We start from the raw sequence: 25,419 nt of genomic DNA, 5'->3' as shown, positions 1-25,419 counted from the left end.
AGTGCCGTGCCATCGGTTTTTTATTCTTAAAAAAGTCGCTGCTTTATTGTTATTTCGACTGTTTCGGGCCCATTTTCATTGAGCGTGCAACCGTCTAAACCGCGGAAGGTGAAACCCTGTTTTTTCTTGAGGCGCAACCCTAGTGCGCCATCATTGCAACCGCGGTACTAAACGACGTGCAACCAGCCTGTAACAACGTGCGTCACCGAACTGCACACTGCTGGTGCGCAACTGCTACAACACGCACCACTACAGGCTAGTCGCAACGCCGAAAAGCGCCGCTTCCAACAACAAATTTCCACCATCAAATGACGATCCGCAGGCACTGGCCTGCGTGATACAGCGAGAACCCCGCCTCATACAAACAGCTGCGCAGGCCTACACCCGACAATGGCTGCATGGGGGCGAAGGGAATGGGTAGCGCTTGAGGGTTTGCGTTACACAGGTAATCGGCAAATGCCTTGCCGACGACCGTACCCGTGGTCACGCCACGACCGTTGTAACCGGTAACTGCCACTATTCCGGGCGCCGGTTCGAACAGGCGCATCAAGTGATCTGGCGTAAAGGCGATGCGCCCCGTCCAGGTGCACTCCCATTCCACTGGCTTGAGGTTAGGGAAGTAATGCTGCTGCACCCGATCGGCCCAGGCCTTGAGGAACCAGGTGGGCTTCTGGTTGCCGTTGCCAAGGCTGCCCAACAGCAGGCGGCCGTCCTTGTCACGCCGAATGCTGCTCAGCACTTGCCGGGTATCCCACGAGCCCTGCCCGCCCGGCAGGATTTCCTGGGCAGCGTCTTCGGTCAGTGGCACGGAGGCCACTTGATAGTAATAACCAGGGAAAAAGTTGCGCTTGAGCTCGGTCCAGTCGCCTTCAGTGTAAGCATTGGAGGCGATCACCACTTGCTCGGCCAGCACCGAACCCTGAGCGGTCTGCACCGACCACTTCTGGCCCTGACGTTCGAGGCGAGTGACCGGGGAATGATCGAACAGCTGTCCGCCCAGGCCCTTGGCCGCTTTGGCCAGCCCGGTGGTATAGGCCATTGGATTGAGTGTGCCAGCACGCTTATCGAGCAGCGCGGCGGCAATTTTTTTGGTGCCCGTCGCTTGCTGGCACGCTTGCCCGGTCAGCAGCTCCACCGGCGCGCCACGACGCTTCCATTGTTCTTCACGACTGCGCAGGTCGGCTTCGCCCCGCGCGTTGTGGGCCATGTGCAGCGTGCCCTCACGGCGCAACTGGCAATCGATGTTGTACTTATCGACCAGGCTGAAGACCAGCGCTGGCGCTGCGCCCAGCATGCGGTTGAGCTGACTGCCGACCGCCTCGCCAAACCCCGCCTCGATCTCATCCGGTGGAATCCACATCCCTGCGTTGACCAACCCGACGTTGCGCCCAGATCCGCCGTGACCGGCGCGATGGGCTTCCAGCACGCAGACACTTTTGCCCTGTTCCAGCAAATGCACCGCCGCCGACAGCCCGGTAAACCCGGCGCCGATGACGCAGACATCGACTGTTACTTCACCTCTGAGCGCCGCATTGTCGGGCCTTTGTGGCGTCAGTTTTTCCCACAGACACTCTTCGCGTAACGGCATTGCCAGACTCCAAACAGAAACCTAACAAACAACAAGCAAAAGCTTCGCGGGCAAGCCTCGCTCCTACTGCTCATGTGTATGCCGAAAATCACGCCAACACACAAACCTCGTAGGAGCGAGGCTTGCCCGCGAAGGGGCCTATCAGTCGAACGTAATACCCTGCGCCAACGGCAATTCCAGCGAGTAATTCACGGTGTTGGTCTGACGGCGCATGTAGCCACGCCATGCATCGGAACCGGACTCACGACCGCCGCCGGTTTCTTTCTCGCCACCGAATGCACCGCCGATTTCGGCGCCGCTCGGGCCGATGTTGACGTTGGCGATGCCACAGTCACTGCCCACCGCCGACATGAACTGCTCGGCTTCACGCACGTCGGTGGTGAAGATGCAGGACGACAGGCCTTGCGGCACGGCGTTGTTCAAGCGCAGAGCTTCGTTGAAGTCGGTGTAACCGACCACATAGAGAATCGGTGCGAAGGTTTCGTGGCAGACCACATCGCTCTGCTCCGGCATTTCGACGATGGCTGGCGAAACGTAGTAGGCATTGGGGAATTTGTCTTGCAGCTGGCGTTCACCGCCGAACACCCGTCCGCCTTCGCTCAACGCTTGTTCCAGTGCGTCTTGCATGTTGTCGAAGCTTTGCTTGTCGATCAGCGGGCCGACCAGGTTGCCTTCCAGTGGATGGCCGATGCGGACTTTGGAGTACGCGGCTTTCAGACGGGTGACGATTTCTTCCTTGACCGATTCGTGAGCGATCAGGCGACGCAAGGTGGTGCAACGCTGGCCGGCGGTGCCGACGGCGCTGAACAGGATCGCGCGAACGGCCATGTCCAGGTCGGCGCTTGGGCCGAGGATCATGGCGTTGTTGCCGCCCAACTCCAGGATGCTGCGGGCAAAACGTGCAGCGACTTTCGGCGCTACTTCGCGGCCCATGCGGGTGCTGCCGGTGGCACTGATCAGCGCGACACGCGGATCATCGACCAGCGCTTCACCCGCATCGCGACCACCGATGATGACCTGGCTCAGGTGCGCAGGCGCATCACTGAAGTTCTTCAGCACGCGGTCGAACAGCGCCTGGCACGCCAGCGCGGTCAGCGGAGTCTTTTCCGAGGGTTTCCAGATCACCGAGTTGCCGCAGACCAGCGCCAGCGCGGTGTTCCAGGCCCAAACGGCGACCGGGAAGTTGAAGGCGCTGATGACGCCGACAACGCCCAGCGGGTGCCAGGTCTCACGCATGTGGTGGCCAGGACGCTCGGAAGCGATGGTCAAACCGTACAACTGACGGGACAGGCCGACCGCGAAGTCGCAGATGTCGATCATTTCCTGAACTTCACCCAGACCTTCCTGGGTGATCTTGCCCGCTTCCCAGGACACCAGCTCCCCCAGATCGGCTTTGAATTCACGCAGAACCTCACCGAATTGGCGAACCAATTCACCACGGCGCGGCGCCGGCACCTTGCGCCACTGCTCGAACGCATGATCTGCGCGACTGATGTGCTGCTCGACTTCGGCGGCGCCTTCCCAGTTCACGGCGGCGATACGACTGCCGTCGATGGGCGAATGCACCGGCACTTTGCCGTTCTGGTACAGGGCCGGGTTCACACCAAGACGATCAAGCAATGCGGCAACCATGGGTCACTCCTCAAGCAAAAAACGGAACGGGTGCAGCCGCGCGATCACGGCTGATCAGACCTGTAGTTTTAGCTTCCCGGAGGTTACTCAACAAACGACCTTTAAGAGAGATATCATTCCGTTTATTCATGCAGTGCATTGCAGGCAATAAAGAGACAAGAACAAAGGACCGCCCATGCTGAACAAACGCTATTTGCCATCGATCGCTGCCCTGCAGTGTTTCGAAGCCGTGACCCGGCATCTGAGCTTCACCCGGGCCGCCGAAGAACTGAACCTGACCCAGAGTGCCGTCAGCAAGCAGGTCGCGCAGCTGGAAGAACTATTGCAGCATTTGTTGTTCCGACGGGTGCGCCGTCGCCTGCAAATGACGCCAGCGGGGGATTTGTACCTGGTCGAAGTACGAAAAATCCTCACGCAGGTCGAGATGTCCACCCATTACCTGCGCTCCTACGGCGGCGAAACCGAAGTCCTGCGCGTCTCCACGCCTCCGACCTTCGGCGCCCGCTGGCTGGTACCACGACTCAAAGGCTGGCGCCTGCGTCATCCGTCGATTCACCTGGATCTGTGCAGTGAGCAGGAAGCCGATGACCTGCTGCAAGGGCGCAGCGACCTGGCGTTCTACTTCGGCCAGGGCTCACGCCCCGGCACCGAATGCCTGAAGTTGTTCAGCGAAGAGTTGGTGCCGGTTTGCTCCCCCGGCAGCCTGCCTGACGAGCCTTTCACCGACCCCACGCAACTCACCGATTTGGTCCTGCTGCAAAACGCTTCGCGTCCCCAAGCCTGGCATGACTGGTTCGACAGCCAGGGCTACCACACCGAGCATAGCTACCACGGCCCACGCTTCGAAACCTTCTATATGTGCATCCGTGCCGCGCAAGTGGGTTGTGGCGTGGCGTTGCTGCCACGGTTTCTGGTCGAAGAGGAACTGGCCGAAGGCAAGCTGGTCATTCCCTGGCAGCACGCGATGCCCAGCACCGATGCCTATTACCTGGCGTACCCGGAGCATTCGGCGGAAGTGCCCAAGGTGCGGGATTTTGTGAAGTGGATGTTGGAGCAAATCGACAGCCCGGACATCTCCCAGCACTGAACACCACCTTGTGGCGAGGGGATTTATCCCCGTTGGGTCGCGTAGCGGCCCCAATATAAAAACGACGACTGCTGCGCAGCCGAACGGGGATAAATCCCCTCACCACAATGTTCTTTGCTGTCTGGCAAAAATCGCTGGCAATCCTGCCCACTGATATGCGCCACTAACGCCATTGATCAATACCGCCGCAACGCTGGAGCCCCTTTTATGAGCGAGAGTGTATTTGCCGATCGCATCGTGCAGAACCTGCTCGATACCGACTTCTACAAACTGACGATGATGCAGGCGGTGCTGCACAACTACCCGAACGTGGAAGTCGAATGGGATTTTCGTTGCCGCAACAGTGAGGATTTGCGGCCGTATCTGGCGGAGATTCGTTACCAGCTCGAGCGCCTGGCGGAGTTGAGCCTGAGCGCCGACCAGTTGAGTTTTCTGGAGCGCATCAGCTTCCTGAAACCAGACTTCCTGCGTTTTCTCGGGCTGTTTCGTTTCAACCTGCGTTACGTTCACACCGGCATCGAAAATGGCGAGTTGGTTATCCGACTACGTGGCCCATGGCTGCACATCATCCTGTTCGAAGTCCCCATGCTGGCGATTGTCAGCGAAGTACGTAACCGCTATCGCTACCGGGAAATCGGCCTGGAAGTGGCCCGCGAGCAGCTCTATCGCAAGTTCGACTGGCTGTCTGCCAATGCCTCGGCCGATGAGCTGGCAGAGTTGCAGGTCGCCGATTTCGGCACCCGTCGTCGCTTTTCGTACCGAGTGCAGGAAGAAGTGGTGAACGTGCTCAAGCACGACTTTCCGGGGCGCTTCGTCGGCACCAGCAACGTGCACCTGTCCCGCGAACTGGACATGAAACCGCTGGGCACCATGGCCCACGAGTGGATCATGGCCCACCAGCAGCTCGGTCCACGGCTGATCGACAGCCAGATCGCCGCCCTCGATTGCTGGGTCCGCGAATACCGCGGCCTGCTGGGGATTGCCCTGACCGATTGCATCACCATGGATGCCTTCCTCGGCGACTTCGATCTGTTTTTCGCCAAGCTGTTCGACGGATTGCGCCACGACTCGGGCGATCCGGTGGCATGGGCAGAAAAAGCCATTGCCCACTATCACAAGCTCGGCATCGATCCGATGAGCAAGACGCTGACCTTCTCCGACAGCCTTACATTGCCCAGGGCCCTGGAAATATTCCGGGCACTGCGGGGCCGGATCAACGTCAGTTTCGGCATCGGTACCAACCTGACCTGTGATATTCCGGGTGTCGAACCGATGAGCATCGTGCTTAAAATGACGGCCTGCAACGGCGCGCCGGTGGCGAAAATCTCCGACGAGCCAGGCAAGACTCACTGCAAAGACCCGAATTTCGTCGCCTATTTGCGACACGTTTTCCAAGTACCTGCCGCCCTTTCAGGCACATCAAGCAAGGAGTGAATTCATGCAAGCCGTACAGCGTGAGATTGCTGAACAGCTCAAGGTCCAACCACCGTTCGCCGACGAGGCCGCCCTCGAAGCTGAAGTCGCCCGGCGGATTACCTTCATTCAGGACTGCCTGGTCAATGCCGGGCTCAAGACCCTGGTGTTGGGCATCAGCGGCGGCGTCGATTCCCTGACCGCCGGCCTGCTGGCCCAGCGTGCCATGCGTGAGCTGCGCCAGCGCACCGGGGATGGCAACTACAAATTCATCACCGTGCGCTTGCCATACGAGACCCAATTTGATGAACACGATGCCCAGGCGTCGGTGGATTTCATCGCGCCAGACGAGCGTCACACCGTAAACATCGGCCCGGCGGTCAAGGCCCTGGCCAACGAAGTCGCGGCGTTCGAAGGCAAGCACGCGGTGTCGGTGGATTTCGTGCTCGGCAATACCAAGGCGCGGATGCGCATGGTCGCCCAGTACACCATCGCCGGCGCCACCCAAGGCCTGGTGATCGGCACGGACCATGCGGCGGAAGCGGTGATGGGTTTCTTCACCAAATTCGGTGATGGCGCCTGCGACCTCGCACCACTCAGCGGCCTGGTGAAAAACCAGGTCCGGGCGATTGCCCGCAGCTTTGGCGCGCCGGAATCGCTGGTGGAAAAAGTCCCGACCGCCGACCTCGAAGACCTGTCGCCCGGCAAACCGGACGAAGCCTCCCACGGCGTGACCTACGCCGAGATCGACGCCTTCCTGCACGGCAATCCGGTGCGCGAGGAAGCGTTCAAGATCATCCTGGACACCTACAACAAGACCCGTCACAAGCGTGTGATGCCGTTTGCGCCGTGAGGTGTGAGTGAATGAAAAAGCCCGCTGAAGTGTTGATCTTCAGCGGGCTTTTCTTTGGCCCGAACATGCATTGATGCCTCTGGCCTCTTCGCGGGCAAGCCTCGCTCCTACGGATTTGTGTCGTTCGCCAATTTTGTGAACGACACAAGTCCGTAGGAGCGAGGCTTGCCCGCGATGAACGATGACGCGGTGTCTGGACTTACTTCAGGGTAACCGTGCCTTTCATCATCGAGATGTGGCCCGGGAACGAGCAGAAGAAACCATATTTCTCGTTGGCATCAAGCTTGGATACATCGAAGGTCAGCGAGTCGGTTTCGTTGGCGCCAATGATCTTGGTGTGCGCGATGACGCGGGCATCGCCTTCTTTCAGATAATTCTTGTCGATGCCAGCACCCAGGCCGTCGGTGGCGATTGGCTGCATGTCGGCTTCTTTGCTGATCACCAGGTTATGGCCCATGACGTTCTTCGGCAGGCTGCCGGAATGGGTCAGTTCGACGGTGAAGGTTTTGCAGCTCTTGTCGATTTCAATGGCCTTGGTGTTGAAGGACATTTGGTCCGTAGAGTCGATAGTGGTTTTGCACTCCGCGGCCATCAATTGGCTGCTGACCAGCGTCAACAGGGATACCGCAACAAGTTTGGCAAACATGGTGAATCTCCAAGGCAGGGTTATCGGGAAATGCGAATGGACAGAAGACTGCCTGAAAACTTCGCAAGTTCATATGACCTGAATCAAAAATTGTATACAACTTTTGGGCTATGGGACCCATCGAGACAATCTACCAGCCAGGCGTCTGGCCCGGGCCTATGATCAGACCGTCATCACCTAACGGAGTGCCTGTCATGTCCCTCAATAGCCTGTTGTGCAGTTTGCTGGCCGCCTACGCTTGTGGTGCCAGCGGTACGTACGAAACACCCAAACGCGAAGTTTAGACCTTGGAGCGCCGGGTGCCTGGCTTTACTCTGTGGCCCTCATCGACCATGGAGTCAGGCATGTCATTAGCATCCATCTGTGTATTTTGTGGTGCCAGCACCGGTACCAACCCCGCTTATCGTGAGGCCGCCGTGGCCCTCGGCCAGGCATTGGCCGCGCGCAAACTGACCTTGGTCTACGGCGGCGGTGCCGTGGGCCTGATGGGCATCGTGGCCGACGCCGCGCTGGCAGCTGGTGGTGAAGTGGTCGGCATCATTCCGCAAAGCCTCATGGACAAGGAAATCGGCCACAAAGGCCTGACCCGACTGGAAGTGGTCGACGGCATGCATGCGCGCAAGGCGCGGATGGCTGAACTCAGCGATGCCTTCATTGCGCTGCCTGGCGGCCTGGGCACGCTGGAGGAGTTGTTCGAAGTCTGGACCTGGGGTCAACTGGGTTACCACGGCAAACCGCTGGGCTTGCTGGAAGTGAACGGTTTCTACAGCAAGCTCACCGGTTTTCTCGATCACATCGTCGGCGAAGGCTTCGTTCGCGGGGCGCACCGTGACATGCTGCAGGTGAGCGAATCGCCACATTCACTGCTCGACGCCCTCGATAGCTGGCAACCGACCGTGGCGCCAAAATGGGTCGAGCAAAAACCCGACTAACGACCCGGCACCGATACAGGGCAGAATACGCGCCGCTCAACCTCACCTTCGACCCCAGAGGATCGCCCATGGCCAAACCCAATTATTCCTTCGCCAAACGTCAGCGTGACTTGGCCAAGGAGCAGAAGAAAGAGGAAAAGCTTCAGCGCAAGAAAGCGATGGCTGAAGACGCGGCACTGAACCCTGACGGTGACGTCGCGACAGAAGATGATGTTGAAGCACCGAAAGACCAGGCGCCTGACGCCTGAGCCTTCCTCTTCTGTAGGAGCTGCCGAAGGCTGCGATCTTTTGATCTTGCCTTTGAACATCAAAAGATCGCAGCCTCGTTGCACTCGACAGCTCCTACAAGGGGATCTGCGTTAATCGAGTGGCATCACGGTGACACGAACTTCCGGGTCATGGTTGCCGCCTCCGAGAATCACTCCACGCAACGGCGACACATCGGAAAAATCCCGCCCCCAGGCCAGGGTGATGTGTTCCAGTGCCGGCTGCACATTGTTGGTCGGATCGAAATCGACCCAGCCCGAGACCGGGCAATACACCGAAACCCAGGCATGAGAGGCGTCGGCGCCGATCAGTCGAGGCTGGCCGGGTGGCGGCTGGGTCAGCAGATAGCCGCTGACGTACCGTGCGGCCAGGCCCCGGGAACGCACACAAGCGAGCATCAGGTGGGCGAAGTCCTGGCAAACGCCACGCCGACGCTCCAGCACTTCCACCAAAGGTGTCGCGACTTGGGTCGCTTCGGCATCGAAGGTGAATTCGCTGAAGATTTTCTCCATCAGTGCTTGAACGCCGAGCAACAGCGGTCGTCCCGCCGCAAAGCAGCTTTCTGAAAACTCGACGAAGTTGCGCTTCAAGTGCACGTAGGGCGACTGAAACCGGTAACGGCAAGCTTCAAGCAATTCGGACGCAAGTGGCTGGCTGCTGTAGGTCAAAGCGTTGCGGGTTTCTTCCCAGGCGGGCGACAGCGTGAAATCCGGCGCAGGTCGCGGCAGCACTTCGATCGTGAGGCTGGCGTTGACCAGCAGTTCATCATGGGGGCGCTCGAACGCCAGTCGCGTCAGCGGGTTACCGAAAACATCCAGTTCATCACGACGAGTCGTCGGGTCCGGGCTGATCTGCAGCTGCTGTTCAGTACAGCGTTGCCAGGCGCATTCGCGCGGCCACAGATGCGCCAGTTGCTGGGCGAGGGACACCGGGCTGTCGTAGTGATAGTGGGTGTCGTGGAAAATCTGGTAACGGGCACTCATCAGACGGACACCGTGCGCTGGCTGACATCATCGACATGGGCAAAATGGCGCAAGGCCAAGCGATCGGACACTTGCCCGCTGACATCGGCAATCTCTTGCAGCAAGTCGGCCAAGCCTTCGAGCGCCGCGCGTACGCTGGTCTCACCGAACAGAGGGTTTTCCAGACACCCCAGATCGAAACGCGCCAGCCGCTCCACCAAGGGCGGCAGCGCTGCTTCTCGCGGCACATCAAAGTCATCGTTCAGGCGTTTTAGGGTACGGGTCACCAGTTTCAACTGGAACAGCACGGCGTGAGGGTTTTGCTCATCCAGCAGCAACAGATCAAGCACAGGAATCAACTGCGCCACCGCCAGATAGCGCGAGCGGTAGGTGATGCTGCTATTGCCCAGCTCCAGCAGCCATTCAAGACCGGCCTGATCATAGGCCCCGGCGCCTCGCAGAAACGCCGCCAGGCTGCCGCTGAGGAATTGCAGGCGCTCAATCCGCCGACCGATCATCAGGAAGCGCCAACCCTCGTCCCGGGTCATGTCGTCGAGGGCAAAACCGGACAGCGCCGCCAGGGACATCACCAGACGGTTGAGGAAATCCAGCAATTCACCGAAATCCGGTTCATCGGTTTCCAGTTCCATGGCTTCGCGCTGCAACTCCACCAGGGCCTGCCAGTTTTCCCGCGAAAGTTTTCCGCGCACCTGCGAGGCGGCCCATTGCAAGCGCTGAAGATTGGAGCGCAGGCTGAACGGCCAGTCATCGCCAAGAATGGCGGCGAGCAGGCGCTCCGGCAGCTCACCTTCATCGGGCAATAGCATCAAGCGCTCGCCCAGTTCGACCGCCGCCTGCAAGGCCTGAGGGTCATCGCCGTCGACATAACGCGCCAACATGATCCGCAGCAAGCGCGCACTGTCATCGCAGCGCTCGCAATAACGGCCGAACCAGAACAGGTTTTCCACCACCCGCGACGGCAAGTAGGGATCGCGTCGCACCAGATCGTGCACGCCAATATTGCGCTGGGCTTTCCATTGTTCGCCGCTGGGCGCTCGATCACCCAACACCCAGGTGTCCTTGCTCGCTCCGCCACGCTGCATCGATACCACTTCGGCATCGGCCTCGGCGGCGACCCGGGTCAAACCGCCGGGTAACACGCGATAGCCATCGTGGCTGGCCACCGCATACACGCGCATACCGATGGCCCGGGGTTGCAACTGCCCGCCTTCGGCTTGCCAGATCGGCGCCTGGGATAATTGCGCCAACTCTTGCGCAACATAGGCATAAGGCCGCGCCTGCATGCGCTCAGCGAGCTCAACACGCTGCTTTTCACTCAAGTCTCGGCCAAAAACCGGAGCAAAGCTCTGGGACGGGAACGCCGGTTTGATCAGCAACTCTGGCAACTTTTCCAAGGCTTGGGCCAACACCGGCGCTTCGCCACACCACCAGGTCGCAATCGACGGCAGCATCAGTTCTTCACCCAACAGGAACTGACTGATTTTCGGCAGGAAGCCCAACAGCCCCGGCGATTCCAGTACGCCACTGCCAAGGGCGTTGGCCACCAGTACCCGCCCTTGCCGCACGGCGTCCAACAGGCCCGGCACGCCTAGCGCCGAATCGGTACGCAATTCCAGCGGGTCGCAAAAGTCGTCATCGAGCCGGCGCATGATCGCGTGCACCCGACGAAGACCACTGAGGGTTTTGAGGTACACCGTGGCGTCGCGCACCGTCAGATCGCCCCCTTCCACCAGCGGATAACCGAGTTGGCGAGCGAGGTACAGGTGCTCGAAATAGCTTTCGTTGAAACGCCCCGGCGTCAACAGCACCACCAGTGGCACCTCTTCATCGCTGGGTGCCTGACGGGCCAGGGTTTCCTGAAGCGTGCGGAAGAAGCCGGCCAAATGCTGCACTTTCAGGTCGCGATACAGTTCGGGAAAAGCCCGGGAAACGATGGTGCGGTTTTCCAGGGCGTAACCGGCGCCCGAGGGCGCCTGGGTGCGATCCGCCGTGACCCACCAGCGGCCATCGGGTGTGCGCGCAAGATCCACGGCATACAGGTGCAGAAAGGCCCCGACGGGCGGGCTGATGCCCTGGCAAGGCCAGAGGAAGTTGTTGTGGCCGAACACCAGTTCGGCGGGCAATAAACCTTCGGCAATCAGCCGTTGCGGCCCATACAGGTCGGCCAGCACGGCGTTGAGCAAGCGGGCGCGCTGGGCGATGCCGGTCGATAGCTGCTCCCACTCATCGGCGGCAATCACATGGGGCAGAAGGTCCAGTTCCCAGGGTCGATCGGCGCCTTTGGGGTCGGCATAGACGTTATAGGTGACGCCGTTTTCCTGAATCTGCCGGCTCAGCAAAGCCTGCCGCTGCGCCAGTTGCGCTGGCGTACTGCGCTGCAATTGGTCGAACAACCGCCGCCAGTGCGGACGTACCGCGCCACTGTCGTCGAGCAGTTCGTGATAAGTGCCCGCCGTCAGCGGGTAGCGGTCTAGCAGGTCAGGCATGGAAAGCTCGGCAGACAGCATTGATCGGTCAGACTAACGCAGGCTCATGACGCCCGGATAGACGAAAAATCCGGACGTCGCAGGCGGTTTAGAAACGTCGTAAATCGAGTGTCATCGGCAACTCGTCGTTGATTTCCAGCGTTGGCACGGGAAGCTTCCCTGGCGTATGCCCGACCCGGAAGAAACGCGCCATGCGCCGGCTCTCGGCTTCATTGGCATTCACTGGCAAGGTCTCGTAGTTGCGTCCGCCCGGATGCGCGACGTGGTACTGGCATCCACCCAGCGAGCGGCCCATCCAGGTATCGAGCAAATCGAACACCAAGGGTGCGTGGACCGGGATGGTCGGTTGCAAACAATTGGCCGGCTGCCAGGCACGAAATCTCACGCCGGCGACGAATTCACCGACACGCCCGGTGGGCTGCAACGGCACCGGGACGCCATTGCAGGTCAGCACATACCGTTGGGGCGGCAGGCCATTGAGCTTGACCTGCAAGCGTTCCAGGGACGAGTCCACATAACGCACAGTGCCCCCCATCGCGCCCTCCTCCCCCAGCACATGCCACGGCTCGAGTGCCTGGCGCAGCTCCAGGGCGATGCCACTGACGGCGTAATCGCCAACCTTGGGAAAACGGAACGCCAGATGCGCTGCAAACCACTCGGCCCGCACCGGATACCCGGCGGCATTGAGATCGACGATGACGTCGGCGAAATCCTGTTCGATGAAGTGCGGCAGCAGGAACCGATCGTGCAGTTCGGTGCCCCAGCGTGCCAGTTTCGGCGGTGCATAAGGCTCGCGCCAGAACCGTGCCACCAGCGCTCGCAGCAATAATTGTTGGACCAGGCTCATGCGCGCATGGGGCGGCATTTCAAAGGCACGCAGTTCCAGCAAGCCAAGGCGCCCTGTTGCACCGTCCGGCGAATACAGTTTGTCGATACAGAACTCGGCGCGATGGGTGTTGCCAGTGACGTCGATCAGCAGATTGCGCAGCAATCGGTCGACCCGCCACGGCGGGCACTCCTCGCCAGGCTCCGGCATTTGCGCAAAGGCGATTTCCAGTTCGTACAAGGCGTCGTTACGCGCCTCGTCGATGCGCGGCGCCTGGGAGGTCGGGCCGATGAACAGTCCAGAAAACAGGTAGGACAGAGACGGATGGTTATGCCAGTAACTGATCAGGCTGCGCAGTAAATCCGGACGCCGCAGAAACGGAGAGTCAGCCGGTGTTTCGCCCCCCAGTACGAAATGGTTACCGCCCCCAGTGCCAGTGTGTCGCCCATCGATCATGAATTTCTCGGTGGACAGTCGAGTCTGACGTGCCTCTTCGTACAGAAACTCGGTGCGCTCGACCAACTCATCCCAGGTCGCGGACGGCTGCACGTTGACCTCGATCACACCCGGATCAGGGGTGATGCGAAAATGGCTCAAACGCGGATCGCTCGGTGGCTCATAACCTTCCAGCAACACCGGGCAGCGTAATTCCTCGGCAGTGGCTTCGATGGCAGCGACCAGTTCCAGATAATCCTCAACCCGCTCCAGTGGCGGCATGAACAGGTACAACCGGCCCTCCCGCGCCTCGGCGCAGAACGCCGTGCGCGTCAGCCAGTCGGCGGACTCGTCGATCTTTGGTGCACGCTCCTGTGCCTCGGCAGACGCGCCATGGGTGTTCAACTGCGCGGTGTCGGGCAGGGTCGGAAAATCCTGGTTCGGGTCTTGCGGATGGATGAACGGGTACTCTGCGGCCTTCACCCAAGGCTGCGAACCGAGCGGCAGGCGATAACCCAGCGGCGAATCCCCCGGTACCAACCGACAATGCTCATCGCGCAGAAACCAGCGCCCGCTTTGCCACTGATCACCCTTGGCAGTGCGCGCCAGCGGCAGCACCTGACCGATGACCTTGTCCAAACCCTGGCTGAAGACTTTGCGCAGGCGCGCACGCTCCAGCGGTTCCTCCAGGCGCGAGTCTTCGGCACTGACGTTCTGCGGCAACGTACCTTCGCGCCAAAGGTAATAAAAATTGTCTTCGTAGGCCGGGAACACAAAACGTTTCGGAATGTTCAGTCGTTCGGCGACACTGGCCAGGAAACGTCCAGCCAACTCGCCATTGGCGCCGTAGTCTTGCTGCTCGTCGGCGATCAGCGCGCTGTTGTGCCAGATCGGCACACCGTCGCGGCGCCAGTAGCAGTTGAGCGACCAGCGAGGCAGTTGCTCACCGGGGTACCACTTGCCCTGGCCGAAATGCACCAGCCCCTGAGGGGCATAGCATTTACGCAGGCGCTGGAACAGTTCGGCGGACAGGCGGCGCTTGTTTGGCCCCAATGCCGCCGTATTCCACTCGGCGCCATCCGGATCATCGATGGAGACGAACGTCGGTTCTCCGCCCATGGTCAGGCGCACGTCACCTTCCAGCAGGTCGGCATCGATCTGTCGACCCAGTGCCTGAATCGCCAGCCATTGCTCTTCGGTGTAGGGTTTGGTGACCCGTGGTGTCTCCCAAATCCGCTTTACCGACATTTCATGACTGAATTCGCACTCGCAGGGCTCCACGAGACCACTGATTGGGGCAGCAGAGGATGGATCGGGACTACAGGCCAATGGGATATGCCCTTCACCGGCAAACAGCCCCGAAGTCGCATCCAGGCCGATCCAGCCGGCACCGGGCAAGTACACCTCGCACCAGGCGTGCAGGTCGGTGAAATCCACTTCAGTTCCCGACGGGCCATCGAGGCTCTTCACATCGGCGGTCAATTGAATCAGGTAGCCCGAGACGAAGCGCGCTGCCAAACCGAGGTGGCGCAGTATTTGGACCAGTAGCCATGCGGAATCTCGGCATGAGCCGCTGGCGCTTTCGAGGGTGAACTCGGGCGTTTGCACGCCCGGTTCCATGCGAATCAGGTAATCGATGTCTTCGCTCAGGCGCTGATTGAGCGCGACGAGGAAGTCCACGGCGGGTAACGGTGTGCGGTCAATGCCGTCCAGGTACGCCTTGAATGTCGGGGTCAGGGGCAGGGTTTCCAGATACGGCGCCAATTCCTTGCGCTCGTCCGCGGCATAGGCGAAGGGGATTTTTTCGGCGTAGGGCTCGAGGAAGAAATCGAAGGGATTGAAGATCGCCATCTCCGCCAGCAGATCGACTTCAATGCGCAGCTCATCGGTTTTCTCCGGAAACACAAGCCGCGCCAGGTAATTGCCCTGTGGGTCTTGTTGCCAGTTGATGAAGTGTTGCTCGGGGGAGACTTTGAGCGCATAGGACAGTATCCGCGTGCGACTGTGGGCGGCCGGGCGCAGGCGAACGATCTGCGGGCCGAGCTCGACGGCGCGGTCGTAGCGGTAATGCGTGACATGGTGCAATGCGACATGAATCGACACGGCGTGCCTCCTGCGAGCCTTGAGCGAATTGGAAAGCGCGCAAGACTTATGCCATCCGGCGGTACTGGCGCTTTCTCCGTTTACAGGAGGCAGTACAGCACCGAAATCGGGCGATGCAGGAAAATGGTGGGTGGGCGGTGCACGTAAATGTGGCGAAGATCAAAAGATCGCAGCCTTCGGCAGCTCCTACATTGAGATGCATTCCTCTGTAGGAGCTGCCGAAGGCTGCGATCTGTTGATCTTTGGGGGGACACAATGCAAAACGCCAACCCGAAGGTTGGCGTTCTGTTCAGCTCACACGAGGCTTAGCGCGGTACAACCGGCTTGCGCGCAGGCTTGGGGCCCTTGCCCTTGGCTGCGTCCTTGCGCTCCTTGGCCGCCTGCTGGTTGCGGGCAAACGCCGCCGCCTTGGCCTGTTCGCGCTTGTCCCACGGGTTGCCGCCATCGCTGGCACGCGGTGGCAGGCCGGTGTGCTGGGTCAGGATCTTCGTGGTTTCCTTGCCCACTTTATGGCTGCCGGCCGGCGTCGAGTTCTTGCGACGGGCACTCTGGTAGCTGTCGGTGGACGGCTGGTGCAGCGGGATCAGCTGGTTCTTGCCCGGCCCGATCAGGTCGCCACGACCCATGCGCAGCAACGCTTCACGCAGCATCGGCCAGCCTTTCGGGTCGTGGTAACGCAAGAACGCCTTGTGCAGGCGACGCTGCTCTTCGCTCTTGACGATGGTGACCGCGTCGCTCTTGTAGGTCACTTTGCGCAGCGGGTTCTTGCCCGAGTGGTACATCGCGGTGGCAGTGGCCATCGGCGACGGGTAGAACGCCTGCACCTGGTCGGCACGGAAGCCGTTGCCCTTGAGCCACAGGGCCAGGTTCATCATGTCTTCGTCGGTGGTGCCCGGGTGGGCGGCGATGAAGTACGGAATCAGGTATTGCTCTTTCCCGGCTTCCTTGGAGTACTTCTCGAACATGCGCTTGAACTTGTCATAGCTGCCGATGCCCGGTTTCATCATCTGGTTGAGCGGACCTTCCTCGGTATGCTCCGGGGCGATCTTCAGGTAGCCACCGACGTGGTGGGTCACCAGTTCCTTGACGTACTCCGGCGACTCGACCGCGAGGTCGTAGCGCAGGCCGGAAGCGATCAGGATCTTTTTCACACCCGGCAAGGCGCGGGCGCTGCGATACAGCTGGATCAGCGACGAGTGGTCGGTGTTCAGGTTCGGGCAGATGCCAGGGAACACGCACGACGGCTTGCGGCACGCGGATTCGATTTCCGGGCTCTTGCAGGCGATGCGGTACATGTTCGCGGTCGGGCCGCCGAGGTCGGAAATGACGCCGGTAAAACCCGGAACCTTGTCGCGAATTTCTTCGATCTCGCGAATGATCGACTCTTCGGAACGGTTCTGGATGATCCGCCCCTCGTGCTCGGTGATCGAGCAGAATGTGCAGCCGCCGAAGCAGCCACGCATGATGTTCACCGAGAAACGGATCATTTCGTAGGCCGGGATTTTCTCCTTGCCGTACGCCGGGTGCGGAATGCGCTGATAAGGCATGCCGAACACGTAGTCCATTTCTTCGGTGGTCATCGGAATCGGTGGCGGGTTAAACCAGACGTCGACTTCGCCATGCTTTTGCACCAGCGCACGGGCGTTGCCTGGGTTGGTCTCCAGGTGCAACACACGGTTGGCGTGGGCATAGAGCACCGCGTCGTTACGGACCTTCTCCACCGACGGCAGACGGATCACGGTCTTATCGCGGGTCATCTTCGGGCTGGCCAGGATCTGTACGACCTTGGCTTCCTGAGGGTCTTCGACCGGGCCTTTTTCCTGCTCGATGGCACAAGCAGCCGTGTCCTGGGTATTCACGTAGGGGTTGATGATCTTGTCGATCTTGCCCGGACGGTCGATGCGCGTGGAGTCGACTTCATACCAGTCTTTCGGCGTATCGCGACGGATGAACGCGGTACCGCGCACATCGGTGATGTCTTCGATCTTGTGACCATAGGACAGGCGCTGGGCGACTTCGACAATCGCACGCTCGGCGTTGCCGTACAGCAGGATATCGGCGCTGGCGTCGATCAGGATCGAGTTGCGGACCCGGTCCTGCCAGTAATCGTAATGAGCGATGCGACGCAGGGACGCTTCGATACCGCCAAGCACGATCGGCACGTGCTTGTAGGCTTCCTTGCAGCGCTGGCTGTACACCAGGCTCGCGCGGTCCGGACGCTTGCCCGCCAGGCCACCCGGCGTGTAGGCGTCATCGGAACGGATTTTTTTGTCGGCGGTGTAGCGGTTGATCATCGAGTCCATGTTGCCGGCCGCGACTCCGAAAAACAGGTTCGGCTCGCCAAGCTTCATGAAATCGTCTTTGGACTGCCAGTTCGGTTGGGCAATGATCCCGACGCGAAAGCCCTGGGACTCCAGCAACCGGCCGATGATCGCCATGCCAAATGACGGGTGATCGACGTAGGCATCACCGGTGACGATGATGATGTCGCAGGAATCCCAGCCGAGCTGATCCATCTCCTCCCTGCTCATCGGCAGGAATGGCGCTGGCCCGAAACATTCGGCCCAGTACTTGGGATAGTCAAATAACGGCTTGGCTGCTTGCATGTCGATAACCGGTGTTGGCTTTCATTGAATTTCGCGGGCGCGGAATATAGCACAAATTTTGACCAATTCCGACGGCTGTGGTCGGAAATTGGTGGAGCCCCATTCGCGGGCGAGCCTCGCTCCTACAGATCACACGAACCCGTAGGAGCGAGGCTTGCCCGCGAATGGGCTCTGTCAGGCGCTAAATACGTTACTCATCGTCGTCGAAGTTGTAGCTGCCCGGTGCCAGGTTCTCGAATCGGGTGTATTTACCGATGAACGCCAGGCGGATAAAGCCGATCGGGCCGTTCCGCTGCTTGCCGATGATGATCTCGGCAATGCCCTTGTGTTCGGTTTCCGGGTGATACACCTCGTCGCGGTACACGAACATGATCACGTCGGCGTCCTGCTCGATCGCTCCGGATTCCCGCAAGTCGGAGTTCACCGGGCGTTTGTTCGGCCGCTGTTCCAGGGAACGGTTGAGCTGGGACAAGGCCACCACCGGGCAGTTGAATTCCTTGGCCAGGGCTTTCAGGGATCGGGAGATTTCGGAAATCTCGTTGGTCCGGTTGTCACCGCTGGAACCCGGGATCTGCATCAGCTGCAAGTAGTCGATCATGATCAGGCCAATATCGCCATGCTCACGCACCAGGCGCCGGGTGCGGGCGCGCATCTCCGACGGGCTGATGCCGGCGGTATCGTCGATGAACAGCTTGCGGTCGTTGAGCAGGTTGACCGCCGACGTCAGGCGCGGCCAATCATCATCTTCCAACTGACCGGAACGCACCTTGGTCTGATCGATGCGGCCAAGGGACGACAACATACGCATGATCAGCGATTCACCTGGCATTTCCAGCGAGTAAACCAGAACGGCCTTGTCGCTGCGCAACACGGCGTTTTCCACCAGGTTCATCGCAAAGGTGGTTTTACCCATGGACGGACGACCGGCGACGATGATCAAGTCGGCCGGTTGCAGGCCGCTGGTCTTCTCATCGAGGTCGGTATAACCGGTGGAGAGGCCGGTGATGGCGTTGTCGGTGTTGAACAGGGTGTCAATGCGGTCGATCGCTTTGGTCAGCAGCTCATTCACACCCACCGGGCCGCCGGTTTTTGGCCGGGCCTCGGCAATCTGGAAGATCTGCCGCTCTGCTTCATCGAGGATTTCTTCGGCGGTACGACCTTCCGGGTTGAAGGCGCTGTCGGCGATCTCGGTGCTGATACCAATCAGTTGACGCAAGGTCGCGCGCTGGCGAACGATTTGCGCATAGGCCTTGATGTTGGCGACGGACGGCGTGTTTTTCGCCAGTTCGCCAAGGTAGCCAAGGCCACCGACCTGCGACGTCTGGCCTTCCTTGTCCAATTGCTCGGCCAGGGTCACGACATCGATCGGGGAGTTCTGATCGGCCAGTTTGGCAATCGCGCGGAAAATCAGGCGGTGGTCATGTCGATAGAAATCGCCGTCGGATACTTGATCGAGCACGCGCTCCCAGGCGTTGTTGTCCAGCATCAAACCACCGAGTACAGCCTGTTCGGCTTCGATGGAGTGCGGCGGCACCTTCAGCGCGGCGGTTTGCAGATCGTATTGCTCGGGAGCTGAGATTTCGTTCATGGCCACTTGGTTGTTCAGGAAAGCAGGGGTTTAAAAACGGAAGTACCAGAAAGACAAAGGGCACGACCTGTAAACAGGATCGTGCCCGATGTTACCGGCAAGCACCCGAGGGTGCCAGCCGACAAGTGCTGCTTAAGCTGCTACCACGACAACGCGTACGGTGGCTTCAACTTCGGCGTGCAGGTGCACGGCCACGTCGAATTCACCTACGTTGCGGATGGTGCCGTTCGGCAGACGAACTTCGCTTTTCGCCACTTCAACGCCAGAGGCGGTCAGTGCATCAGCGATGTCGTGGGTGCCGATCGAACCGAACAGCTTGCCTTCGTCACCAGCGGTGGCAGTGATGGTCACTTCCAGCTCAGCCAGTTGGGCGGCACGGCTTTCAGCCGATGCTTTACGGTCAGCTGCAGCTTTTTCCAGCTCAGCGCGACGCTCTTCGAACGCAGCCAGGTTGGCTGGGGTCGCAGCGGTAGCTTTGCCGTAAGGCAGCAGGTAGTTACGACCGTAACCAGCCTTAACGTTCACTTTGTCACCCAGGTTGCCCAGGTTGGTGACTTTTTCCAGAAGGATCAGTTGCATGTGGAAATCCTCTTAACTTTTAACCTTCACCGTTCGCGTTATCGGCGTCTTTCGGCGCCAGACGACCGCGAAAATCAATCAGGCTGTCGACGATGGCCAAAACCACCAGCAACGGATAGATCAGCTGCATGAACAGCAACAGCGTGACGTACAACCCCACCAGCCAGAACCTGGCCAGCCGCTTTTGCGCCACCAGCCCATGAATCAAGGCCAGCCCGGCGAAAACCAGCGGTACGCTGCACAACGGCACAAGCATGGACATCTGGACACCGAGATTCGGTGTCACAACCATGCCCGCCAGCAGCAACATCGCGGGACCCAGCGGGATTCGGACGGCGCGAAACTCGCGACCGAAACCACCAGGGTTGTACAACAACGCCTGCCAGTAGCGCCCGACAATCAGGCTCAGCACACTGACGATTTGCAACAAGGCCGCTATCAGGCCGGTCAGGATTGGTGCGATCAGGGACGCGAAACGCGCTTGCTCGTCTACCGACATCTTCTGGTAGACATCACCGAGTAGCGACGGCATGACTTTGATCAAAGCCTGCGCCAGCATCTCGATCTGGGGCTCAAAAGCCATCCCCAGCACCACTGAAAACACCACTCCCATCGCTATGCTGACCAGCAGCACGCGGTTCCAGGACTCACTTGCGCGCAAAACCAACGCAAGGCTCGCAGACCCCAGCAGCACAAGAAGCGCCCGTGGGTCGTCGGAGTAAAGCCACCAGATCAAAGCCGGCAGCATTCCCAGAGCAAGAACGCCCAAGGCGTCCTTCAATCCGCGCCGCAGGAGCACAAGGCATCCGGCGGCAGCACCCAACCAATACAGCAGCGGCAATGCCGCGCATCCAGCCACTACCAGAGTGGCCTGCATGCGACCCCGCATGATGAACTCAGCCAAGGCACGCATACATTCAATCCTTTGCTACGAGTCGACTACCCGGTCTCAGCGGCCGTGGCTGTCGGTGTAGGCCAGCAGGGCCAGGAAGCGGGCGCGCTTGATAGCGGTGGCCAGCTGACGCTGATAACGAGCTTTGGTACCGGTGATGCGGCTTGGAACGATTTTGCCGGTCTCGGATACGTAGGCTTTCAGAGTGTTGAGATCTTTGTAATCGATCTCTTTCACGTCTTCAGCGGTGAAGCGGCAGAATTTACGACGACGGAAGAAACGTGCCATTTGATAGGCTCCTTAAAAGGTCCGTGGATTACTCGTCAGCGTTATCGCTGTTGTCGCTGTCATCACCCTCAACGCCTTCAGCGTCGGAGTGCTCAGGACGGTCGCGACGCTCACGGCGCTCACTGCGGTTTTCTTCAGCCTTGAGCATCTCGGACTGGCCGGTAACGGCTTCGTCGCGACGGATGACCAGGTTACGGATCACTGCATCGTTGTAGCGGAAGTTGTCTTCCAGCTCGGCCAGGGCCTTGCCAGTGCACTCAACGTTCAGCATCACGTAGTGAGCCTTGTGAACATTGTTGATTGCGTAGGCCAGTTGACGACGGCCCCAATCTTCCAGACGGTGGATTTTGCCGCCGTCTTCTTCGATCAGCTTGGTGTAACGCTCAACCATGCCGCCGACTTGCTCGCTTTGATCCGGGTGGACCAAAAAGATGATTTCGTAATGACGCATGAATGCTCCTTACGGGTTGTAGCCTGCCGCTCAAAAGCGGTCAGACAAGGAGTGAATGACACTTATGGACTTGCCGGCGCGGGGCACATGCGTGCCTGCCGTCACAGCAAGGGGCGCAATTGTAGAGAAGGGACGTGGGAGGCGCAAGGTAATTGGTGATTATTTGAACAATTACACCAATACCTGTAGGAGCTGCCGCAGGCTGCGATCTTTTTGATCTTAAAAGATCGCAGCCTGCGGCAACTCCTACACGGGATTGCGTGGATCAGGGCTTTTTGGCGGCAGCCTTGGCTTTGGCACCACGCTGACGCTGCGCCTCGAACAGGCAGACACCGGTCGCGACGGACACGTTCAGGCTGCTGACGCTACCGGCCATCGGCAAATGCACCAGATAATCACAGTGTTCGCGGGTCAGACGGCGCATGCCTTTGCCTTCAGCCCCCATGATCAGGATGGTCGGACCGGTCAGGTCCTGGTCATAAATGCTGACCTCGGCCTCCCCCGCCGTGCCGACAATCCACAAGCCGCGCTGCTGGAGTTTTTCCAGGGTGCGCGCCAGGTTGGTCACGGCGACCAACGGAATCACTTCCGCCGCACCACAGGCCACCTTTCGCACGACCGGCGTCAGGGTGGCGGACTTGTCTTTCGGAACGATCACCGCCAGTGCCCCTGCCGCATCGGCAGAACGCAGGCAAGCGCCGAGGTTGTGCGGATCGGTCACGCCGTCGAGCACCAACAACAATGGCGCGCCCTCGGTACGATCGAGCAGTTCGTCGAGCATCGCCTCGCCCCAGACCTGGCTCGGGCTGACCTCTGCCACCACGCCCTGATGCACGCCCTCAACCCAGGCGTCCATTTCACGGCGTTCGGCCTGACCGACCTGGACGCGGTTTTCGTTGGCCAACTCGATCAACGTCTGCACCCGCGGGTCACCGCGACCTTCGGCCAACCAGATCTGCTTGACGCGCTTGGGGTGGTGACGCAGCAACGCTTCTACGGCGTGTACGCCATAGATTTTTTCCAACTGACTCATGGCTTGGCCTTAGGTTTACGGGCCCCACCGCTTTTGGCTGGGGCCGAGCCCGCTTTTGGCGGACCTTTACGATGTTTGCTCGGTTTGGCAGGTTTGCCGCCGGCAGCCTTGTCAGGCGCCGACCGTCCGGTCTTTCCCGCAGACGCCGCTTTACCGCCGCTTTTCGCGTCGGCCAGCAGCGCCTTTTTCATTTCACGACTTTTGCGCACTTCGGCGTTTTTCGCCGCTGCATCACTCGGGCGATAAGCCTCGACAGCCTTTTCTTTCGCGGGCCGACGACCGGTTTTCGCCGGCGCGGGTTCCGCTGCGGTCTTCGCTACAGGAGCCGCGGTTTCCGCTCCACGCTTCTTGCGACCAATTGGCGCGGTGAGGGTTTTCTCCGCCATTTCGAAGTCGATCTTGCGTTCGTCGAGATCGACGCGCATGACTCGCACCTCAACGGTGTCGCCAAGTCGGAAGCTGCGACCGGTACGTTCACCGGCCAAGCGGTGGTGCACTGGGTCGAAATGGTAGTAATCACCCGGCAGCGCGGTGACGTGCACCAGGCCTTCGACGTAAATATCGGTCAGCTCGACAAACAGGCCGAAGCCGGTGACCGCCGTGATCACGCCCGGGAACGATTCGCCCACGCGGTCTTTCATGTACTCGCACTTGAGCCAATTCACGACATCGCGAGTCGCTTCGTCGGCACGACGCTCGCTCATCGAGCACTGCTCGCCGAGCTGCTCCAGTGTCGCTTCGTCGTACGGATAGATGCGCGCCTTCGGAATGGTCATCGCACCGGCACGGCGAACGTGCGGGGTGTCCTGCTTGGAGTGGATGACGCTGCGAATCGCCCGGTGCGTGAGCAAGTCCGGGTAGCGGCGGATCGGCGAGGTGAAGTGGGTGTAAGCCTCGTAATTCAGGCCGAAGTGACCCTGGTTGTCGGCGCTGTACACCGCCTGGCTCAACGAGCGCAGCATGACGGTCTGGATCAGGTGGAAATCCGGACGATCCTTGATGTTGGCCAACAGGGCCTGGTAGTCCTTCGGCGACGGACCTTCCTTGCCTTTGTGCAGAGACAGTCCGAGCTCGCCGAGGAAAGCGCGCAGTTTTTCCAGGCGCTCAGGCGGTGGGCCATCATGCACGCGGTACAACGCGGGGATTTCGTGCTTTTTCAGGAATTCGGCGGTGGCCACGTTGGCCGCCAGCATGCACTCCTCGATCAGCTTGTGCGCATCGTTGCGCACCGTTGGCCGGATTTCGGCGATCTTGCGCTCGGAGCCGAAGATGATCCGGGTTTCCTGGGTTTCAAAATCGATTGCGCCACGCACATGACGAGCGGCCAGCAACACTTTGTACAGCGAATACAGTTGCTTGAGGTGCGGCACGACATCGGTATACTCACCACGCAGCTTGCGAGCTTCCGTGGCTTTCGGCGTCTCGAGCATGGCGCTGACCTTGTTGTAGGTCAGACGAGCATGGGAGTGAATGACCGCCTCGTAGAAGCAGTAGTCGGTCATTTCGCCGGATTTGGAGATGGTCATCTCGCAAACCATGGCCAGGCGATCCACCAGTGGGTTCAACGAGCACAGGCCGTTGGACAACTGCTCAGGCAGCATCGGGATCACGCGCTCGGGGAAGTACACCGAGTTGCCGCGCACCTGCGCCTCGGCATCCAGTGCCGAACCCAGTTTCACGTAGCTGGATACGTCGGCAATCGCCACGTACAACTTCCATCCACCGGAGAACAGGCGCAGCTTGCCCGGTCGGGCTTCGCAGTAGACGGCGTCATCGAAGTCGCGGGCATCTTCGCCGTCAATGGTGACGAACGGCAGATGACGCAGGTCGATGCGCTTCTCTTTGTCTTTCTCTTCGACTTCCGGCTTGAGTTTGGCGGCTTCTTTGAGCACAGCCTCTGGCCAGACGTGAGGAATGTCATAAGTGCGCAGGGCAACATCGATCTCCATGCCCGGCGCCATGTAGTTACCCACGACCTCAACCACATCGCCTTGCGGCTGGAAGCGTGGTGTCGGCCAGTGAGTGATCTTTACTTCGACAAACTGACCAATCTGAGCGTTGGCGTTGCGACCCGGCGTCACCAGCACTTCCTGCTGGATCTTCGGGTTGTCGGCAACCACGAAACCGATGCCGCCTTCTTCGAAGTAACGACCAACAATGCTTTCGTGAGCACGGGACACCACTTCGACAATCATGCCTTCACGGCGACCGCGACGATCCAGGCCGGAAACACGGGCCAGGGCACGGTCACCGTCGAACACCAGACGCATTTGCGCCGGGCTCATGAACAGGTCGTCACTGCCATCGTCCGGAACCAGGAAGCCGAAGCCGTCGCGATGGCCGCTGATGCGCCCAAGGATCAGGTCGAGCTTGTCCACCGGCGCATACGTGCCGCGACGGGTATAGATGAGTTGAGCATCGCGCTCCATGGCGCGCAGGCGGCGGCGCAGGGCTTCGATCTGGTCCTCTGTGGTCAGACCAAATTCTTCGACCAGTTGCTCGCGGGCAGCAGGCGAACCCCGATCAGCAAGGTGCTGAAGGATCAGTTCGCGGCTGGGAATAGGGTTTTCATATTTTTCCGCTTCACGAGCGGCCTCGGGATCGAGGGACTGCCAATCGGCCATTAGAGAGTTTTCACCTTGTCTATATGCGGGTTAGTTTGGCATAGGCATCATGAAACGGGAAATTTCAAGCTATATAAGGTCCTTCTGAAGCCCTGTGTCGACGCCTG

The 25,419-nt window shown here is 59.9% G+C and carries 19 protein-coding genes; 5 read left to right on the top strand and 14 right to left on the bottom strand.

The genetic code is table 11. The features are described 5' to 3' along the window. Positions 1–304 precede the first annotated feature (304 nt). Both amaA and amaB read right to left on the bottom strand, forming a co-directional pair. Positions 305–1,588: an L-pipecolate oxidase gene (gene amaA / locus ABTV22_RS02600; RefSeq protein ID WP_433738427.1), complete on the bottom strand. Its 1,284-nt coding sequence runs from the start codon at positions 1,586–1,588 to the stop codon at positions 305–307. A gap of 141 nt (positions 1,589–1,729) precedes the next feature. Beyond that, positions 1,730–3,220 (bottom strand): L-piperidine-6-carboxylate dehydrogenase, encoded by a 1,491-nt coding sequence (gene amaB / locus ABTV22_RS02595; protein WP_433738426.1) that lies wholly within the window; start codon positions 3,218–3,220, stop codon positions 1,730–1,732. 175 nt (positions 3,221–3,395) lie between these two features. Between amaB and ABTV22_RS02590 the strand changes: the two genes are divergently transcribed. The 3 genes from ABTV22_RS02590 to nadE all read left to right on the top strand — a co-directional run bounded on the left by ABTV22_RS02590 (position 3,396) and on the right by nadE (position 6,573). Next, on the top strand, positions 3,396–4,307 hold the full coding sequence (locus tag ABTV22_RS02590; RefSeq protein WP_433738425.1) for a LysR family transcriptional regulator: 912 nt from the start codon (positions 3,396–3,398) through the stop codon (positions 4,305–4,307). 207 nt (positions 4,308–4,514) lie between these two features. Beyond that, positions 4,515–5,741, top strand: coding sequence for a nicotinate phosphoribosyltransferase (gene pncB / locus ABTV22_RS02585; RefSeq protein ID WP_433738424.1), 1,227 nt, complete (start codon positions 4,515–4,517; stop codon positions 5,739–5,741). A 4-nt stretch (positions 5,742–5,745) separates the two neighbouring features. Next, a complete protein-coding gene (gene nadE, locus ABTV22_RS02580; RefSeq protein WP_433738423.1) occupies positions 5,746–6,573 on the top strand; it encodes an ammonia-dependent NAD(+) synthetase in 828 nt (275 codons plus the stop codon). 199 nt (positions 6,574–6,772) lie between these two features. On the opposite strand, the gene azu is transcribed toward nadE, so the two are convergent. Further along, the gene (gene azu, locus ABTV22_RS02575; protein ID WP_433738422.1) at positions 6,773–7,219 is read right to left on the bottom strand and encodes an azurin; all 447 of its coding nucleotides are present in this window, start codon (positions 7,217–7,219) and stop codon (positions 6,773–6,775) included. 344 nt (positions 7,220–7,563) lie between these two features. Between azu and ABTV22_RS02570 the strand changes: the two genes are divergently transcribed. Then, positions 7,564–8,151: a TIGR00730 family Rossman fold protein gene (locus tag ABTV22_RS02570; RefSeq protein WP_433738421.1), complete on the top strand. Its 588-nt coding sequence runs from the start codon at positions 7,564–7,566 to the stop codon at positions 8,149–8,151. A 68-nt stretch (positions 8,152–8,219) separates the two neighbouring features. Beyond that, positions 8,220–8,399 carry a hypothetical protein gene (locus ABTV22_RS02565; RefSeq protein ID WP_433738420.1) on the top strand — a complete coding sequence of 60 codons (180 nt, stop codon included), beginning with the start codon at positions 8,220–8,222 and terminating at the stop codon, positions 8,397–8,399. Positions 8,400–8,510: 111 nt separating this feature from the next. Here the strand turns inward: ABTV22_RS02565 and ABTV22_RS02560 are convergent, their stop codons facing one another. The 11 genes from ABTV22_RS02560 to rnr form a co-directional block, all read right to left on the bottom strand. Next, positions 8,511–9,401, bottom strand: a complete 891-nt coding sequence (locus ABTV22_RS02560) for a transglutaminase family protein (protein WP_433738419.1) — start codon at positions 9,399–9,401, stop codon at positions 8,511–8,513. Then, entirely contained in the window at positions 9,401–11,887 is a 2,487-nt protein-coding gene (locus ABTV22_RS02555; RefSeq protein ID WP_433738418.1) for a circularly permuted type 2 ATP-grasp protein, read from the bottom strand. Before ABTV22_RS02555 ends, ABTV22_RS02560 begins: the two co-directional genes overlap by 1 nt. 88 nt (positions 11,888–11,975) lie before the next feature. Continuing rightward, positions 11,976–15,251 (bottom strand): DUF2126 domain-containing protein, encoded by a 3,276-nt coding sequence (locus tag ABTV22_RS02550; RefSeq protein ID WP_433738417.1) that lies wholly within the window; start codon positions 15,249–15,251, stop codon positions 11,976–11,978. A 305-nt stretch (positions 15,252–15,556) separates the two neighbouring features. After that, the gene (locus tag ABTV22_RS02545; protein ID WP_433738416.1) at positions 15,557–17,857 is read right to left on the bottom strand and encodes a YgiQ family radical SAM protein; all 2,301 of its coding nucleotides are present in this window, start codon (positions 17,855–17,857) and stop codon (positions 15,557–15,559) included. Positions 17,858–18,047: 190 nt separating this feature from the next. Beyond that, a complete protein-coding gene (dnaB, locus tag ABTV22_RS02540; protein ID WP_433738415.1) occupies positions 18,048–19,445 on the bottom strand; it encodes a replicative DNA helicase in 1,398 nt (465 codons plus the stop codon). Between the two features lie 132 nt (positions 19,446–19,577). After that, the gene (gene rplI, locus ABTV22_RS02535; protein ID WP_007939577.1) at positions 19,578–20,024 is read right to left on the bottom strand and encodes a 50S ribosomal protein L9; all 447 of its coding nucleotides are present in this window, start codon (positions 20,022–20,024) and stop codon (positions 19,578–19,580) included. Positions 20,025–20,043: 19 nt separating this feature from the next. Then, positions 20,044–20,937 carry a hypothetical protein gene (locus ABTV22_RS02530; RefSeq protein WP_433738414.1) on the bottom strand — a complete coding sequence of 298 codons (894 nt, stop codon included), beginning with the start codon at positions 20,935–20,937 and terminating at the stop codon, positions 20,044–20,046. A 36-nt stretch (positions 20,938–20,973) separates the two neighbouring features. Further along, a complete protein-coding gene (rpsR, locus tag ABTV22_RS02525) occupies positions 20,974–21,204 on the bottom strand; it encodes a 30S ribosomal protein S18 (RefSeq protein WP_002551829.1) in 231 nt (76 codons plus the stop codon). A gap of 28 nt (positions 21,205–21,232) precedes the next feature. Further along, the gene (rpsF, locus tag ABTV22_RS02520; RefSeq protein ID WP_010450485.1) at positions 21,233–21,655 is read right to left on the bottom strand and encodes a 30S ribosomal protein S6; all 423 of its coding nucleotides are present in this window, start codon (positions 21,653–21,655) and stop codon (positions 21,233–21,235) included. Between the two features lie 265 nt (positions 21,656–21,920). Continuing rightward, positions 21,921–22,688: a 23S rRNA (guanosine(2251)-2'-O)-methyltransferase RlmB gene (gene rlmB / locus ABTV22_RS02515; protein ID WP_433738413.1), complete on the bottom strand. Its 768-nt coding sequence runs from the start codon at positions 22,686–22,688 to the stop codon at positions 21,921–21,923. Further along, a complete protein-coding gene (gene rnr / locus ABTV22_RS02510; protein ID WP_433738412.1) occupies positions 22,685–25,312 on the bottom strand; it encodes a ribonuclease R in 2,628 nt (875 codons plus the stop codon). Before rnr ends, rlmB begins: the two co-directional genes overlap by 4 nt. Positions 25,313–25,419 lie beyond the last annotated feature (107 nt).

Origin of the sequence: Pseudomonas putida (genome assembly GCF_050990305.1) — a bacterium.
Taxonomy (GTDB): Bacteria; Pseudomonadota; Gammaproteobacteria; order Pseudomonadales; family Pseudomonadaceae; genus Aquipseudomonas; species Aquipseudomonas putida_AH.
The sequence above is the reverse complement of the archived record's forward strand: the minus strand, read 5'-3'. Positions and strand labels throughout refer to the sequence as shown.